At 70.2% G+C, this 13,596-nt stretch carries 12 protein-coding genes; 9 read left to right on the plus strand and 3 right to left on the minus strand.

Annotated features, from left to right (window positions below; genetic code table 11):
• Window positions 1-88: 88 nt before the first annotated feature.
• A complete protein-coding gene (locus OG259_RS23830; RefSeq protein WP_266893091.1) occupies window positions 89-508 on the minus strand; it encodes a MerR family transcriptional regulator in 420 nt (139 codons plus the stop codon).
• Window positions 509-644: 136 nt separating this feature from the next.
• Between OG259_RS23830 and OG259_RS23835 the strand changes: the two genes are divergently transcribed.
• Window positions 645-2,627 (plus strand): APC family permease, encoded by a 1,983-nt coding sequence (locus OG259_RS23835; RefSeq protein ID WP_443052002.1) that lies wholly within the window; start codon window positions 645-647, stop codon window positions 2,625-2,627.
• A gap of 77 nt (window positions 2,628-2,704) precedes the next feature.
• Here OG259_RS23835 and OG259_RS23840 read toward each other — a convergent pair whose 3' ends face one another.
• A complete protein-coding gene (locus OG259_RS23840; RefSeq protein ID WP_328944107.1) occupies window positions 2,705-3,331 on the minus strand; it encodes a hypothetical protein in 627 nt (208 codons plus the stop codon).
• Window positions 3,332-3,561: 230 nt separating this feature from the next.
• Between OG259_RS23840 and hemL the strand changes: the two genes are divergently transcribed.
• The 8 genes from hemL (at window position 3,562) to OG259_RS23880 (ending at window position 12,015) form a co-directional block, all read left to right on the plus strand.
• Window positions 3,562-4,908 carry a glutamate-1-semialdehyde 2,1-aminomutase gene (hemL, locus tag OG259_RS23845; RefSeq protein WP_328944108.1) on the plus strand — a complete coding sequence of 449 codons (1,347 nt, stop codon included), beginning with the start codon at window positions 3,562-3,564 and terminating at the stop codon, window positions 4,906-4,908.
• On the plus strand, window positions 4,905-5,609 hold the full coding sequence (locus OG259_RS23850; protein ID WP_328944109.1) for a histidine phosphatase family protein: 705 nt from the start codon (window positions 4,905-4,907) through the stop codon (window positions 5,607-5,609). The genes hemL and OG259_RS23850 overlap by 4 nt, the downstream gene beginning before the upstream one ends.
• Before the next feature lie 242 nt (window positions 5,610-5,851).
• The gene (locus OG259_RS23855) at window positions 5,852-7,132 is read left to right on the plus strand and encodes a hypothetical protein (protein WP_328947159.1); all 1,281 of its coding nucleotides are present in this window, start codon (window positions 5,852-5,854) and stop codon (window positions 7,130-7,132) included.
• Between the two features lie 77 nt (window positions 7,133-7,209).
• Complete coding sequence (locus OG259_RS23860) at window positions 7,210-7,815, plus strand: TlpA family protein disulfide reductase (RefSeq protein WP_328944110.1); 606 nt, start codon at window positions 7,210-7,212, stop codon at window positions 7,813-7,815.
• 4 nt (window positions 7,816-7,819) lie between these two features.
• On the plus strand, window positions 7,820-8,557 hold the full coding sequence (locus OG259_RS23865) for a cytochrome c biogenesis CcdA family protein (RefSeq protein WP_328944111.1): 738 nt from the start codon (window positions 7,820-7,822) through the stop codon (window positions 8,555-8,557).
• 5 nt (window positions 8,558-8,562) lie between these two features.
• Window positions 8,563-10,362 carry a cytochrome c biogenesis protein ResB gene (resB, locus tag OG259_RS23870; RefSeq protein WP_328944112.1) on the plus strand — a complete coding sequence of 600 codons (1,800 nt, stop codon included), beginning with the start codon at window positions 8,563-8,565 and terminating at the stop codon, window positions 10,360-10,362.
• A complete protein-coding gene (gene ccsB / locus OG259_RS23875) occupies window positions 10,359-11,444 on the plus strand; it encodes a c-type cytochrome biogenesis protein CcsB (RefSeq protein ID WP_328944113.1) in 1,086 nt (361 codons plus the stop codon). The genes resB and ccsB overlap by 4 nt, the downstream gene beginning before the upstream one ends.
• 37 nt (window positions 11,445-11,481) lie before the next feature.
• A complete protein-coding gene (locus tag OG259_RS23880) occupies window positions 11,482-12,015 on the plus strand; it encodes an SRPBCC domain-containing protein (protein WP_328944114.1) in 534 nt (177 codons plus the stop codon).
• A 6-nt stretch (window positions 12,016-12,021) separates the two neighbouring features.
• On the opposite strand, the gene OG259_RS23885 is transcribed toward OG259_RS23880, so the two are convergent.
• The gene (locus OG259_RS23885) at window positions 12,022-13,593 is read right to left on the minus strand and encodes an ABC transporter substrate-binding protein (protein ID WP_328944115.1); all 1,572 of its coding nucleotides are present in this window, start codon (window positions 13,591-13,593) and stop codon (window positions 12,022-12,024) included.
• Window positions 13,594-13,596: the final 3 nt, after the last annotated feature.

Below are 13,596 nucleotides of genomic sequence, written 5' to 3' on the forward strand. Positions count from 1 at the left end.
AGGAGCCGTCCGCCCGTCCGCCCGCCCGGGGTCGCCGTCCGCCCGGGGTCGCCGTCCGCCCCGGGTCGCCGTCCGCCGGGGGTCGCCGTCAGGCCGGGGTCGCGGTGAGGCGGGTGCGGCGGAGGGAGTCGGCGAACTCCTCCGCGCGGGAGAGCTGGGCCCGCAGTTCGGCGACCCGCTCCGCGGCGGCCTGCTCGTAGCCGCGGACGCGGGCCACGAGCACGGCCCGCTCGTCCGGGTCGAGCTCGGTGTCCGTGCCCGCGCGCTCGGCGGCGAGCAGGTCCACGGCCGTGAGGAGTTCGCGCGTCTCGTCGAGGGTGAAGCCGAGCGGCTTCATCCGGCGGACCACCATCAGCCGGGACACGTCCGCGTCCGTGTAGAGCGGGAAGCCGCCCGGCGAGGCCGCGGACGGGACCACCAGGCCGCTGTCCTCGTACTGCCGGATGGTGCGCAGGGACAGTTCGGTCCGTGCGGCGACCTCGCCGATCTGCATGGGCTCGCCGGCCATTCGTACTCCTCGCACGCCTCGTACTCCGCTCACGCGTCAGGGTCCTTCCTCGTACGGGGCTCCCACCGGGCGTACGGGGTCCCCACAGGGCGCGGCTTCCGCGCATTACATACCATTCGTCCTAACTTCAGCACTTATGAGAGCTGGAAGTGCGGCGAAACGCCTGCTCGTAGGTCGTCCGTTGGACAGCGGCCGGCTCGGGGAGACCCTGTTGCCGAAGCGGGTCGCCCTGCCGATCTTCTGCTCCGACCCGCTCTCCTCGGTCGCGTACGCCACCGAGGAGATCCTGCTGATCCTGGCCCTGGGCGGCCTCGCCGTCCTCCATCTGGCCTGGTACGCGGCGGTCGGCATCGTGATCCTGCTCCTGGTCGTCGTCGCCTCCTACCGGCAGACCTGTTACGCCTATCCGGGCGGCGGCGGGGCCTATGTCGTCTCCGCCGAGAACCTCGGGCAGACCGCCGCGCTCACCGCCGCCTCCGCGCTGCTCATCGACTACGTGATGACCGTCGCCGTCTCCGTCGTGTCCGGGGTCGCCGCCATCACCTCGGCCGTCCCCTCGCTCGACGGGCACGCCGTGGCGATGTCGGTGTTCTTCGTGGCCCTGCTCGCCTGGATGAACCTGCGCGGGGTACGTGAGTCGGGGCGCTGGTTCGCCGTCCCCACGTACGCCTTCGTCGCGGTCATCTACCTGATGTTCGCGGTGGCCGCGGTACGGATGGCGACCGGTTCGACGATCCGCGCCGAGTCCGCCGATCTGCCCGTCGAGGCGGTCTCCACCTACTCGGGGATCGCGCTCGTGCTGCTCGCCCTGCGTGCCTTCGCCTCCGGCTGCACCGCGCTGACCGGTGTCGAGGCCGTGAGCAACGGCGTACCGGCGTTCGCCAAGCCCAAGAGCCGCAACGCTGCGATGACGCTCGCGATCATGGGCGGGCTGTCCGTGACCATGTTCTTCGGGATCACCGTGCTCGCGATGGTCTACGAGGTCCATGTCGCCGAGGACCCCACCGAACTCGGACTCGCGCCCGGCACCCCGATGTCCACCGCGCTCGCCCAGATCGGACGGGCCACCTTCGGGGACTGGCACGTCCTCTTCTACGTCCTCCAGGCCGTCACCGCGGGCGTCCTGATCCTGGCGGCCAACACCGCCTTCAACGGCTTCCCGATGCTCGCCTCCGTGCTCGGCCGTGACCGCTACGCGCCGCGACAGCTCTTCCACCGCGGCGACCGGCTCGTCTACTCCAACGGCATCGTCCTCCTCGCGCTCGCCGCGATCGTCCTGATCGTCGCCTTCGACGCGGAGCTGACCCGCCTCATCCAGCTCTACATCCTCGGCGTCTTCGTCTCCTTCACCCTTTCCCAGGCCGGGATGGTCAAGCACTGGCGGCGAGAACTCGCCACACCCGCCGGGCGCGCCGACCGTCACAACATCCACCGCCGGCTCACGATCAACGCCTTCGGCGCCTGTCTGACGGCGGTCGTCCTCGTCATCGTCCTCATCACCAAGTTCACCCACGGCGCCTGGCTCGTCGTCATCGCGATGCCGGTGCTCTTCGCCGGGATGAAGGGGGTGCGGCGGCACTACGACGCCGTGGCCGCCGAGGTCACCGTCGGACCCCACGAGCGGCCCCGCGCCCTCGCCGAGAACCACGTCCTCGTCCTGGTGGCCTCGGTCAACGCGCCCAGCCTCCGGGCCCTGTCGTACGCGAAGACCCTGCGGCCCACCTCGCTCACGGCCGTCACCGTCGCCGAGGACCCGGCGGAGGCGGAGGTGCTCCGCGCGACCTGGGCGGCCCGCGGCATCGACGTACCGCTGCGGGTGCTCAGCTCCCCGTACCGCTCGATCGTCCAGCCGATCCTGCGGCACGTCCGGGAGGCGCCCGAGCGGACGGGGGACGCGGTGATCTCGGTGGTCATCCCCGAGTACGTGGTGGGGCACTGGTGGGAGCAGCCGCTGCACAACCAGAGCGCGCTGCGGCTCAAGACCCGGCTGCTGTTCATGAAGAACGTCGTCGTCATCGACGTGCCGTACCGGCTGGCCTCCGCCCGCGAGCTGGCCGCCGAGCGCGCGAAGGCGGCGAAGGCCGCGGAAGCGGCGCGGGACGGCGAGAAGCGGTCCTGACGCCCTACAGCGTTCGTACGGCGCGGCCCTACCGCGCCCCTTCGGCGCGGGAAGCCGGCCTGGTGCCTACCGTGCCCCTACGGCCACACCAGGCAGTAGGGCTGGTGGCCCGCCTCGTGGAGGCGGACCGAGAAGTCCTGCCACTCGTGGAGCAGCTGGTAGACGTCGAAGGCGTCGCGCGGGCCGCCGCGGTCGGGGACCGTGGACCAGATGAAGGCCGCGGCGCCGACCGATTCCTCGCCGATGGCACGGAGCGGGTCGACGACGGTCATCGGCAGCTTCACCACCGCGTAGTCCGGGTGGAGGACGACCAGCTCCAGCGGCGGCACCTTGTTGAGGGGCATGCCCTGGATGCCGGTCAGGACCATGGCCGCTATGGTCTCCGGCTTGATCTTGGTGAACATGCCGCCCATGCCGAGCTCGTCGCCGCCGAGCTCCTCGGGGCGCATCGAGATCGGGACGCGGGCCGCCGTGGCGCCGTCGGGCGCGCCGAAGTACTTGTACGTCACCCCCAACCGGCCACTCCCGCTTCCGGTGACCGGTTCTCCCGGAGGGCCCGATGTCCCCGGGATGCCTGGAATGCCTGGAGTGCCCTGGGTTCCCGAGCTCGGGTCCTCGCTCCGCCGGCGCCGGTGCCTCCCCCGGCGGGCAGACTCCGGACCCAGATCGTCCGTCCCCTCGCCCGGTCCGCCACCGCGATGCATATCTCCACCCGACTGCTTTTTCTCGGCAACACGACCCCGCCGCGCAACCCGATCATCGTGTCAGTGACCTCCCCCGCGTTCGTACGGTGAAACACCTGTCCGCAAGAACGCCGTGGCCTCTGACACCATGGATTCCGTGAGTCATCCCTATGACGCCCCAGTTTCGCAGACGCGGAGGGCGAACGCCCCGGCGTAATACCCAGGATGTTCACACCGTCCCTCCGTTCCCGATGTCGTGCCCGAAGTCGTTCTCGCAGGTCAGGATCACAGTGCCGTATTCATACGAAGCCCCAGTCTCACAGACGCTTTTCGACCGCGCTTCCCTCGTGACGCCCGGCGGCGTGAACTCACCGGTGCGTGCCTTCCGGGCCGTGGGCGGAACGCCCCGGTTCATGGTGTCCGGTTCCGGTCCCTACCTCACCGACGCGGACGGTCGTGAGTACGTCGACCTGGTGTGCTCGTGGGGGCCGATGATCCTCGGCCACGCGCACCCCGAGGTCACCGCCGCGGTGCAGCAGGCCGTCGCCCGCGGCACCTCCTTCGGCACGCCGGGCGAGGGCGAGGTCGCGCTCGCCGAGGAGATCGTGGCGCGCGTCGAGCCCGTCGAGCAGGTGCGGCTCGTCTCCTCCGGCACCGAGGCCACGATGTCCGCGATCCGGCTCGCCCGCGGGTTCACCGGGCGCGCGAAGGTCGTGAAGTTCGCGGGCTGCTACCACGGTCACGTGGACGCGCTGCTCGCCGCGGCCGGTTCGGGTGTCGCCACCCTGGGGCTTCCCGACACGCCCGGTGTGACGGGCGCCCAGGCCGGGGACACGATCGTGCTCCCCTACAACGACCTGGAGGCCGTGCGGGCCGCGTTCGCCGCGCACCCGGGCGAGATCGCCTGTGTCATCACCGAGGCCTCGCCCGGCAACATGGGCGTCGTGCCGCCGGCCGCCGGCTTCAACCAGGGCCTCGCGGACCTGTGCCGGGAGAACGGCGCGCTGTACATCTCCGACGAGGTGATGACCGGTTTCCGTACCTCGAAGGCGGGCTGGTACGGCGTCGACGGCGTCAAGGCCGACCTGCTGACCTTCGGCAAGGTCATGGGCGGCGGTTTCCCGGCCGCCGCGTTCGGTGGCCGCGCCGACGTCATGGGGCACCTCGCCCCGGCCGGGCCGGTCTACCAGGCGGGCACCCTCTCCGGTAACCCGATCGCGACGGCCGCCGGGCTCGCGCAGCTGCGGCTGCTCGACGACGCGGCGTACGCCACGGTGGACGCGGTCTCGGCGGAGATCCAGGGCCTGGTCACGGGCGCGCTCGCCAAGGAGGGCGTGGCGCACCGGCTGCAGACCGCGTCCAACATGTTCTCGGTCTTCTTCACCGCGGACGAGGTGCGGAACTACGACGAGGCGAAGCGGCAGGAGGCTTTCCGCTTCAACGCCTTCTTCCACTCGATGCTGGCCGACGGCGTCTACCTGCCGCCGTCCGCGTTCGAGTCCTGGTTCGTGTCGGCCGCCCACGACGAGCGGGCGATCGAGCGGATCGCCGCCGCCCTGCCGGCCGCCGCGCGTGCCGCCGCGGAGGCGACGGCATGAGCGACGTGACGAGCTCCCCGAAGAGCGACCAGGACGTCACCGTCGTCCATCTGATGCGGCACGGTGAGGTGCACAACCCCGACGGTGTCCTCTACGGGCGTCGCCCCGGCTACCACCTCTCCGAGCTGGGCCGGCAGATGGCGGACCGGGTCGCCGAGCACCTGGCCGACCGGGACATCACGTACGTCGTCGCCTCCCCGCTGGAGCGGGCGCAGGAGACGGCGACGCCGGTCGCCAAGGCGCACGGTCTGGATCTGGCGAGCGACGAGCGGCTCATCGAGGCGGCGAACGTCTTCGAGGGCAAGACCTTCGGCGTCGGTGACGGGGCGCTGCGCAAGCCGGCGAACTGGAAGCACCTGACGAACCCGTTCCAGCCGTCCTGGGGCGAGCCGTACGTCGAGCAGGTCGTCCGCATGATGGGCGCGCTCGACGCGGCGAAGGACGCGGCCCGCGGGCACGAGGCGGTCCTGGTCAGCCATCAGCTGCCGATCTGGATCGTCCGCAGTTTCGTGGAGAAGCGCCGGCTGTGGCACGACCCGCGGCGGCGGCAGTGCACGCTCGCCTCGCTGACCTCGTTCACGTACAAGGGCGACAAGATCGTCTCGGTCGGGTACAGCGAGCCGGCCCGGGACCTCGTCCCGGCGCATCTGCTCGCCGGTGCGAAGCCGGTGAAGGGGAAGTCGAAGGCCTTCGGGGCGTAGTTCTTCCGGGTTCTTCCGGGGCGAGGTGTAGTCCTTCGGTGAAGGACTACGGCCCCGCTGGACAGCGCGGGAGCGCACGGTCCACAGTGCAGGGCGGTCGGGTGGTGTTCATGCCAACCGACCGCCCTGAAATTTATGTGCGAATTCCCGGAACCTACGTGTTCCTCCCGGCATCTCACTCATTGTCGGTTTGGATGACGTTCAGTTCATACGTCAGCGCGAATGGGGATGTCATGCGCGGGATCAGCGGGATCAGTCGAAGGGGGCTGCTCGGGGCAGGCGTTGGCGCCGCGGCGGCGATGGGTATCGCCGCGTGCAGCACCGGTAACCAGGACAAGCCCGGGCGTTCCGGACCGGGCAAGGGGGGCGACACCTCGGCGGACCCGAGCACGGCCACCCCGACCAAGGACGACGCCCGCCTCATCGGTGACGGTTCCACCGCCGACACCGGAAAGCAGCCGCACCAGCCCGACGCCCCCGTCCCGCTCGAACCCGGCCAGACCCCGCCCCAGTTCGTGATCTTCTCCTGGGACGGAGCCGGAGAGGTCGGCAACGGCCTCTTCCCGCGCTTCCTCGAACTCGCCAAGAACCACGACGCGGCGATGACCTTCTTCCTCTCCGGGATCTACGTCCTCCCCGAGTCGAAGAAGAACCTCTACCGCCCGCCGAACAACCGCGTCGGCGCCTCGGACATCGGCTACCTCACCGACGACCACATCAAGGACACGCTGAAGTACGTCCGGCAGGCCTGGCTCGAAGGCCACGAGATCGGCACCCACTTCAACGGGCACTTCTGCGGCGGCTCCGGCTCCGTCGGCAACTGGACCCCGGCCCAGTGGCAGAGCGAGATCGACCAGGCCATGAAGTTCGTCACCGAGTGGAAGACGAACTCCGGCTGGACCGACCTCGACCCGCTGCCCTTCGACTACTCCAAGGAGCTCGTCGGCGGCCGTACCCCCTGCCTCCTCGGCCAGGACAACCTGCTGCCCACCGCCAAGCGGCTCAACTGGCGCTACGACGCCAGCTCGCCCGGCGGCCGGCAGATCTGGCCCACCAAGCGCCAGGGCATCTGGGACCTCCCGCTGCAGGCCGTGCCCTTCCCCGGGCACTCCTTCGAGGTCCTGTCGATGGACTACAACATGCTCGCCAACCAGTCGAAGAACACGACGAAGGGCATGCCCTCCCGCTACCCGGGCTGGCGCAAGCAGGCGACCGAAGCCCTTCTCGGCGGCTTCACGCGCGCGTACGAGTCGAATCGCGCGCCTTTCTTCATCGGCAACCACTTCGAGCAGTGGAACGGCGGCATCTACATGGACGCCGTCGAGGACGCGCTCAAGGGAATGGCCGGAAAGAAGGACGTGCGGCTCGTCTCCTTCAAGCAGTTCGTCGACTGGCTCGACGTCCAGGACCCGAAGATCCTCCAGCGGCTGCGCTCGCTGGAAGTGGGACAGAAGCCGGCCGGCGGCTGGAATACCTTCCTCAAGCCCGCGTCGTCGACCCCCTCGTCCACCCCGTCCGCTTAGGCGATCTTGACAAGGGGCTTTACGGGCACGTAGGGGGGTGCCCAAGATCCCCCAAACGCCCATGCGAAACTTTTCACATGAGCCTTAGCCGTGCCCCTCGACGCACTCTGCTCGCCGTCGGAGTGCTGTCCGCCGCCCTCACGCTCTCGGCCTGCAGCGGCGACAGCAACGGCAAGTCCGGCGGCGGTGGCAACACCAACTTCGTGACCAACACGGGTGGTATCTCCACCGCGGCCAAGGGCGAGCGCGCCTCCACCGGAAAGCTGGCGGGCGAGACCCTCGACGGCAAGCAGCTCGACGTCGCCGACCTCAAGGGCAAGGTCGTCGTCCTCAACGCGTGGGGCTCCTGGTGCAGCCCGTGCCGCGCCGAGGCCCCGCACTTCGCGAAGGTCGCCAAGGACCTCCAGGGCAAGGGCGTCGAATTCGTCGGCCTCAACACCCGCGACCCCAACAAGCAGCCCGCCCTCGCCTTCGAAGAGGACTACGGGGTGCCCTACCCGAGTCTCTACGACCCGCAGGGCAAGCTGATCCTCTTCGGCTTCCCCAAGGGCACCCTCAGCCTCCAGGGCATCCCCTCCACCGTCGTCCTCGACAAGGAGGGCAAGATCGCAGCCCGTTCGCTCATGGCGCTCAACGAGGAGAAGCTCCGGTCGATGATCGAGCCCCTCCTCAAGGAGAAGTGAGCCGGTGAACGAGACGGTCACCAGCGGAGCCCTGCTGCTCGCCGTGCCCATCGCGGTCCTCGGCGGCCTGGTCTCCTTCTTCTCGCCGTGCGTGCTCCCGCTGGTCCCGGGCTACCTGTCGTACGTGACCGGGGTCACCGGCACCGACCTCGCCGAGCGCCGCCGCGGCCGGATGACCGCCGGCGCCCTCCTCTTCGTCCTCGGCTTCAGCGCCGTGTTCGTCTCCGGTGGTGCCCTCTTCGGCTACTTCGGGACGTACCTCCAGGCGTACAGCGACACGCTCAACATGATCCTCGGCGTGCTGATGATCCTCATGGGCGTGTTCTTCCTCGGCCTGATGCCCTGGTTCACCCAGCGCGAGTTCCGCTTCCACAAGAAGCCCGTCGCCGGTCTGGTCGGCGCGCCGATCCTCGGCGCGCTCTTCGGCATCGGCTGGGCCCCGTGCATCGGCCCGACGCTCGCCTCGGTCAACGCCCTCGCCCTGGAGCAGGCCAGTGCGGGACGCGGCGCGATACTCGCCTTCGCGTACTGCCTCGGCCTCGGCGTACCGTTCGTGCTCGCCGCCATCGCCTTCCGCAAGGCGCTCGGCGCGTTCGGGTGGGTCAAGAAGCACTACGTGTGGGTGATGCGGATCGGCGGCGGCATGATGATCGCCACCGGTGTCCTGCTGCTCACGGGCACGTGGGACGACATGGTCGCCACGATGCAGGGCTGGTCCAGCGGTTTCACGGTGGGGATCTGAGTTCCATGAGCACGACCGACACTTCCGGTACGACGGAGACCGAGCAGGGCGCCGACGAGGCGGCCGGCGCCCAGCTCTCCACCGCCCCCATCGAGGACCGGAGCGAGCCCGTCATCGGCGGCCCCACGCTCGGGGTCGTCGGCTGGGTCCGCTGGTTCTGGCGGCAGCTGACCTCCATGCGGGTCGCGCTGATCCTGCTCTTCATGCTCTCCCTCGGCGCGGTCCCCGGCTCCCTCATCCCGCAGACCAGCGCGGACGAGCTGAAGGTGCAGGCCTTCAAGGACGCCCACGAGACGCTCACTCCGCTCTACGAGAAGCTCCAGTTCTTCGACGTCTACAGCTCGGTGTGGTTCTCCGCGATCTACATACTGCTGTTCGTCTCCCTCATCGGCTGCATCGTGCCCCGCAGCTGGCAGTTCGTCGGCCAGCTCCGCAGTCGCCCGCCGGGCGCGCCCAAGCGCCTCGACCGGCTCCCCGCCTCCACCACCTGGCGCACCGAGGCCGAGCCCGAGCAGGTCCGCGAGGCCGCGCTCACCCTGCTCAAGGGACGCCGCTTCCGCGCCCACACGGTCGACGGCGCGATCGCCGCCGAGAAGGGCTATCTGCGCGAGGCCGGGAACCTGGCCTTCCACGTCGCCCTCATCGTCATGCTCGTCGCCTTCGCCTGGGGCCAGCTCTTCAAGTCCGAGGGCGGGAAGCTGATCGTCGAGGGCGACGGCTTCTCCAACACGCTCACGCAGTACGACGACTTCAAGTCCGGCTCCCAGTTCGGCATCGACGAGCTGGAACCGTTCAGCTTCAAGCTCGACGCCTTCAACGGCACGTACGAGAAGAACGGCCCCCAGCGCGGCACCCCCCGCACGTTCGAGGCGAAGGTCTCCTACTCCCAGGGCGGCGCCGACAAGAAGGCGGTCATCCGGGTCAACGAGCCGCTGAAGGTCGGCGACTCCAAGGTCTATCTGATCGCCCACGGCTACGCGCCCGTCGTCACCGTCAGGGACGGCCGCGGCAAGACCGTCTTCCACGGCGCCGTACCGCTGCTGCCCATCGACAACAACATCACGTCCACCGGCGCCATCAAGGTGCTGGACGGCTACCGCGACAAGAACGGCAAGAAGGAGCAGCTGGGCTTCCAGGCCTTCTTCGTGCCGACCTTCGCGGGCGCCGGTGCGGGCACGATGTTCTCGCAGTTCCCGGCGCTCGACTTCCCGGTCATGGCGCTCACCGGCTTCCACGGCGACCTGCGGGTCAACTCGGGGCTGCCGCAGAACGTGTACCAGCTCGACAAGTCCAAGATGAAGCAGTTCGAGGACGCGTCCGGCAACAAGCTCGCCAAGCGGCTGCTGCCCGGCGAGCCCATGAAGCTCCCCGACGGAGCCGGCTCGATCACCTTCGAGAAGGACATCAAGGAGTGGGCGAGCTTCCAGATCTCGCAGCAGCCGGGCAACGGGCTCGCCCTCGCGGGCGCGATCGCCGCGATCGCCGGTCTGACCGGTTCGCTCTTCATCCAGCGGCGCCGGGTCTGGGTCCGGGCCGTGCGCGGTGAGGACGGTGTGACCGTCGTCGAGATGGCGGGCCTGGGCCGCAGCGAGTCCGCGAAGCTGCCGGAGGAGCTGGGCGACCTCGCGGTCGCGCTCACGGCGGACGCGCCCCCGGCGCCCGACGCCGATCCCGAGGCCGTACCCCGGGACGGACGCGACGACGTGCCGTCCGGGGCTGTGAAGCAAGCCGATCCGGAAGACGTACCGGAACCCGCGGAAGAACCCGCAGAAGACCCCGCCCCTTCTGGAGAGGCCGACAAGTGATCCTCGCCGCCACGACCAACGAGAGCCTGGCGCGGATGAGCGACCTGCTCATCTACTCCTCGATGGCCGTCTACACCCTGGCCTTCTTCGCCCACATCGCCGAGTGGGTGCTGGGCAGCCGCAGCAAGGTCGGCCGTACCGCCGCCGCGCTCACCTCGCGGGCCTCGGCGGCCACGTCCGCCGTGACCGTCCAGGTCAAGCAGGCGGGCGGGGGCACCGCCGTCCTGGCGAAGCCGAAGGTCGTCACCCGGTCCGCGGCCGGCACCCGTGACGTACCGGACGGTCCCGGCGCCGCCGGCGGCACCGTCAAGGGCGATCTGTACGGCCGTATCGCCGTCTCGCTCACCGTCCTCGCCTTCCTGGTCGAGGCCACGGGCGTGGTCACCCGGGCGCTCTCCGTGCAGCGGGCCCCCTGGGGCAACATGTACGAGTTCTCCACCACCTTCTCGACGGTGGCGGTCGGCGCGTACCTCGGCTTCCTCGTCGCCAAGAAGAACGTGCGCTGGCTCGGCCTCCCGCTGGTCACCACGGTCCTGCTCGACCTGGGCATGGCCACCACCTGGCTGAAGACCCCGAGCGACCAGCTGGTCCCCGCGCTCGACTCGTACTGGCTGTGGATCCACGTCTCCACCGCGATCTTCTGCGGCGCGGTCTTCTACCTGGGCGCCACCGCCACCCTGCTGTACCTCTTCCGCGACTCGTACGAGAACAAGCTCGCGACCGGCGGGAACCCGGGCGCCTTCGCCCGCTCCGTCATGGAGCGGCTGCCCTCGGCGGCCTCGCTCGACAAGTTCTCGTACCGGGTCAACGCGGCCGTCTTCCCGCTGTGGACCTTCACGATCATCGCGGGCGCGATCTGGGCCGGCGACGCGTGGGGCCGCTACTGGGGCTGGGACGCCAAGGAGGTCTGGTCCTTCATCACCTGGGTCGGTTACGCCGCGTACCTGCACGCGCGCGCGACGGCCGGCTGGAAGGGGCGGAAGGCCGCGTACATCGCGCTCATCGCCTTCGCCTGCTTCCTGTTCAACTACTACGGCGTCAACATCTTCGTCACCAGCAAGCACTCGTACGCGGGCGTCTGAGCTCGCGGGTGGCGGGCCCCGGGGCCACGCTTGAGGTATGAGCGAGATACCCCGGGGCAGGTGCGAGGCCCACGACGGCGACACGCACCTGCTGCGGTTCGCCGTCGAGCTGTCCCACCCGCCGGCGGCGGTCTGGGAGGCCGTCTCCACCCCCGGGGGCCTGGAGGGCTGGCTCTGCGCGGCGGACCCGCTGGAACCCCGGCTCGGCGGCCGGGTCACCCTCCGCTGGCTGAACGGCGACACGGTGGTCTCGGGGCAGGTGACCGCCTGGGATCCCGGCTACGTGGCCGAGTACACGGTCGATCCGACGCACGGACGCATCCGGTTCCATCTGGAACCGGGGGCGCCCGGGGGCGGCGGGTCGACCGTGCTGCGTTTCACGAACGAGTTGCGGGCGGGACGGGAGGCCCGGCTGGACCGTCTTGCCGGGTGGCACGATCACTTCGAGCTGCTGGCCGCCGCGCTCGACGGTGACCCGTCGGACTGGGCCGCGTGGTCGTCCGAGCGGTGGCGGCAGCTGCGGGCGCTGTACGAGCGGGACGAAGCGCCCTGGCCCAAGTGGGTGCCGTAGGCCCGACTAACCCTTCTTCGGCGGCAGGCAGGACGTCGTCGGTGGGTGGATCTCCGGCCAGGCGATCTGGACGAAGCGCTGGGTGCCGTCCTGGGCGAGTTCCACGATCGGGACCGCCTTGTTGTACGGGTTGCCGTAGTTGTCCAGGCAGATCCAGCCGCTCGCGCCCTGGACCCGGAGCGAGCCCTTGACCTGCGGCCACTGGGTGACCACGTCCGCGAGCTCCGGGTACTGGGAGCCCTGCGGGGTGGCCTGGCGGATCGCGTGGACCGCGAGCGCCATCGCGTCGTACGCCACGATCGCCTGGCCGTCGGCGAGCGGCACCGGTTCCTTCGAGGCGCGGGCGATGTCCGTCACGAAGGTCGAGTACGCCACCACCGAACCGCCGGTCGACGGGACCGGCCGCCCCTTCGCCGGCTTCCAGGCGTCCGGGTGGGCGAGCGCGGCGTACCGCACGGTCAGCTTCGCCTTCAGGGCGTTCCGGTCGAGCTTCTTGTCCGCGCCCAGGTACGAGCCCTCGTCGCCGGTCAGGATCGTGAAGGAGCGCTCGACGCAGCCGCGGGCGCCGAGCGCGTTGATGAACTGGCGCAGCTGGGTGTGGCGGCCGGCGAAGAAGACCGTCTCGGCGCGGGTGTCGCAGATCAGATGGGTGATCTGACGGAAGGTGTTGGCGGTGGTGCCCTCGTCGGTGGGGTCGGCGGGCGAGGTGAAGAGCTGCGGCTCGTGGGGCGCGCCCTTCAGCGACGCGGCGAAGGCGGCCTTGAGGGTGTCGGTGTAGTGGTCGCCGCTGCGGGTGTCCTGGACGAGGAGCGCCTTGGCGGCGTCGACGCGGCCGAAGTTCGCCAGGGCCTTGGCCTCGTCGTTGTTGGTGGGGGAGACGCGGGCGAGGCCGGGGTAGCGGTTGTGTCCGGGGCCCGGGCCGTTGGCGATGTCGTCGGCGGTGATGGTGGTGCCGACGACGGCGATCCCGGCGCCGGTGAGGGCGGTCACCGACTCGCGCATCTCGGTGGAGGAGGTGGCGACGCCGGAGACGGCCCGCAGCCGGTCGGGGGCGCCGGTCATGGCGATGAGCCGGTCGACGGTGCCGCGCCAGTGGGCGTTGCCCTTGCCGGTGTTGGCGAGGACGAGGCGGATCTTCGGGGTCTCGCTGTTGGACTCGTGGTTGGCCCGGTACTGGTGGGCGTACGCGCCCTGGACCTCGTGCAGCACCTTGACCCGCATGCCGCTGTCGGTGGAGGTCAGCGGCAGGAGGACGGCGACGGTGGCGTACTCGTCGGCCTTGAGGGTGGCGTTCTCGGCGCCGATGGCCCGGGCGACCTCGGCGAGGTCGGGCATGCCGAAGGCGTGGCCGTCGCCGTTGACGCCGACGCACTCGCCGCTGCCCTCCGGTCTCTCGACGCCCGCGGCGCAGGAACGGTCCTCCGGGGTGGTGAGCCGGGCGATGCCGTAGCCGCCCAGGCCGATGACGACGGCTGCGGTGACGAGGGTCGCGACGAGCTTCTGGCGGGGGGTGCGGACGCGGCGCCGCAGCCGGTCGAGCGGTCGGCCGATGCGTGGGTCGGTCGGGCGGTCGGGCATGCC

Source organism: Streptomyces sp. NBC_00250, from assembly GCF_036192275.1.
Lineage (GTDB): Bacteria > Actinomycetota > Actinomycetes > Streptomycetales > Streptomycetaceae > Streptomyces.

Bases quoted from the DNA above. Each gene is read 5' to 3' on its own strand.
- OG259_RS23885 (WP_328944115.1), bottom strand. From the start codon at position 13,593: ATGCCCGACCGCCCGACCGACCCACGCATCGGCCGACCGCTCGACCGG.
- OG259_RS23840 (WP_328944107.1), bottom strand. From the start codon at position 3,331: ATGCATCGCGGTGGCGGACCGGGCGAGGGGACGGACGATCTGGGTCCG.
- OG259_RS23835 (WP_443052002.1), top strand. From the start codon at position 645: ATGAGAGCTGGAAGTGCGGCGAAACGCCTGCTCGTAGGTCGTCCGTTG.
- resB (WP_328944112.1), top strand. From the start codon at position 8,563: ATGAGCACGACCGACACTTCCGGTACGACGGAGACCGAGCAGGGCGCC.
- OG259_RS23860 (WP_328944110.1), top strand. From the start codon at position 7,210: ATGAGCCTTAGCCGTGCCCCTCGACGCACTCTGCTCGCCGTCGGAGTG.
- OG259_RS23880 (WP_328944114.1), top strand. From the start codon at position 11,482: ATGAGCGAGATACCCCGGGGCAGGTGCGAGGCCCACGACGGCGACACG.
- OG259_RS23850 (WP_328944109.1), top strand. From the start codon at position 4,905: ATGAGCGACGTGACGAGCTCCCCGAAGAGCGACCAGGACGTCACCGTC.
- hemL (WP_328944108.1), top strand. From the start codon at position 3,562: ATGTCGTGCCCGAAGTCGTTCTCGCAGGTCAGGATCACAGTGCCGTAT.
- OG259_RS23830 (WP_266893091.1), bottom strand. From the start codon at position 508: ATGGCCGGCGAGCCCATGCAGATCGGCGAGGTCGCCGCACGGACCGAA.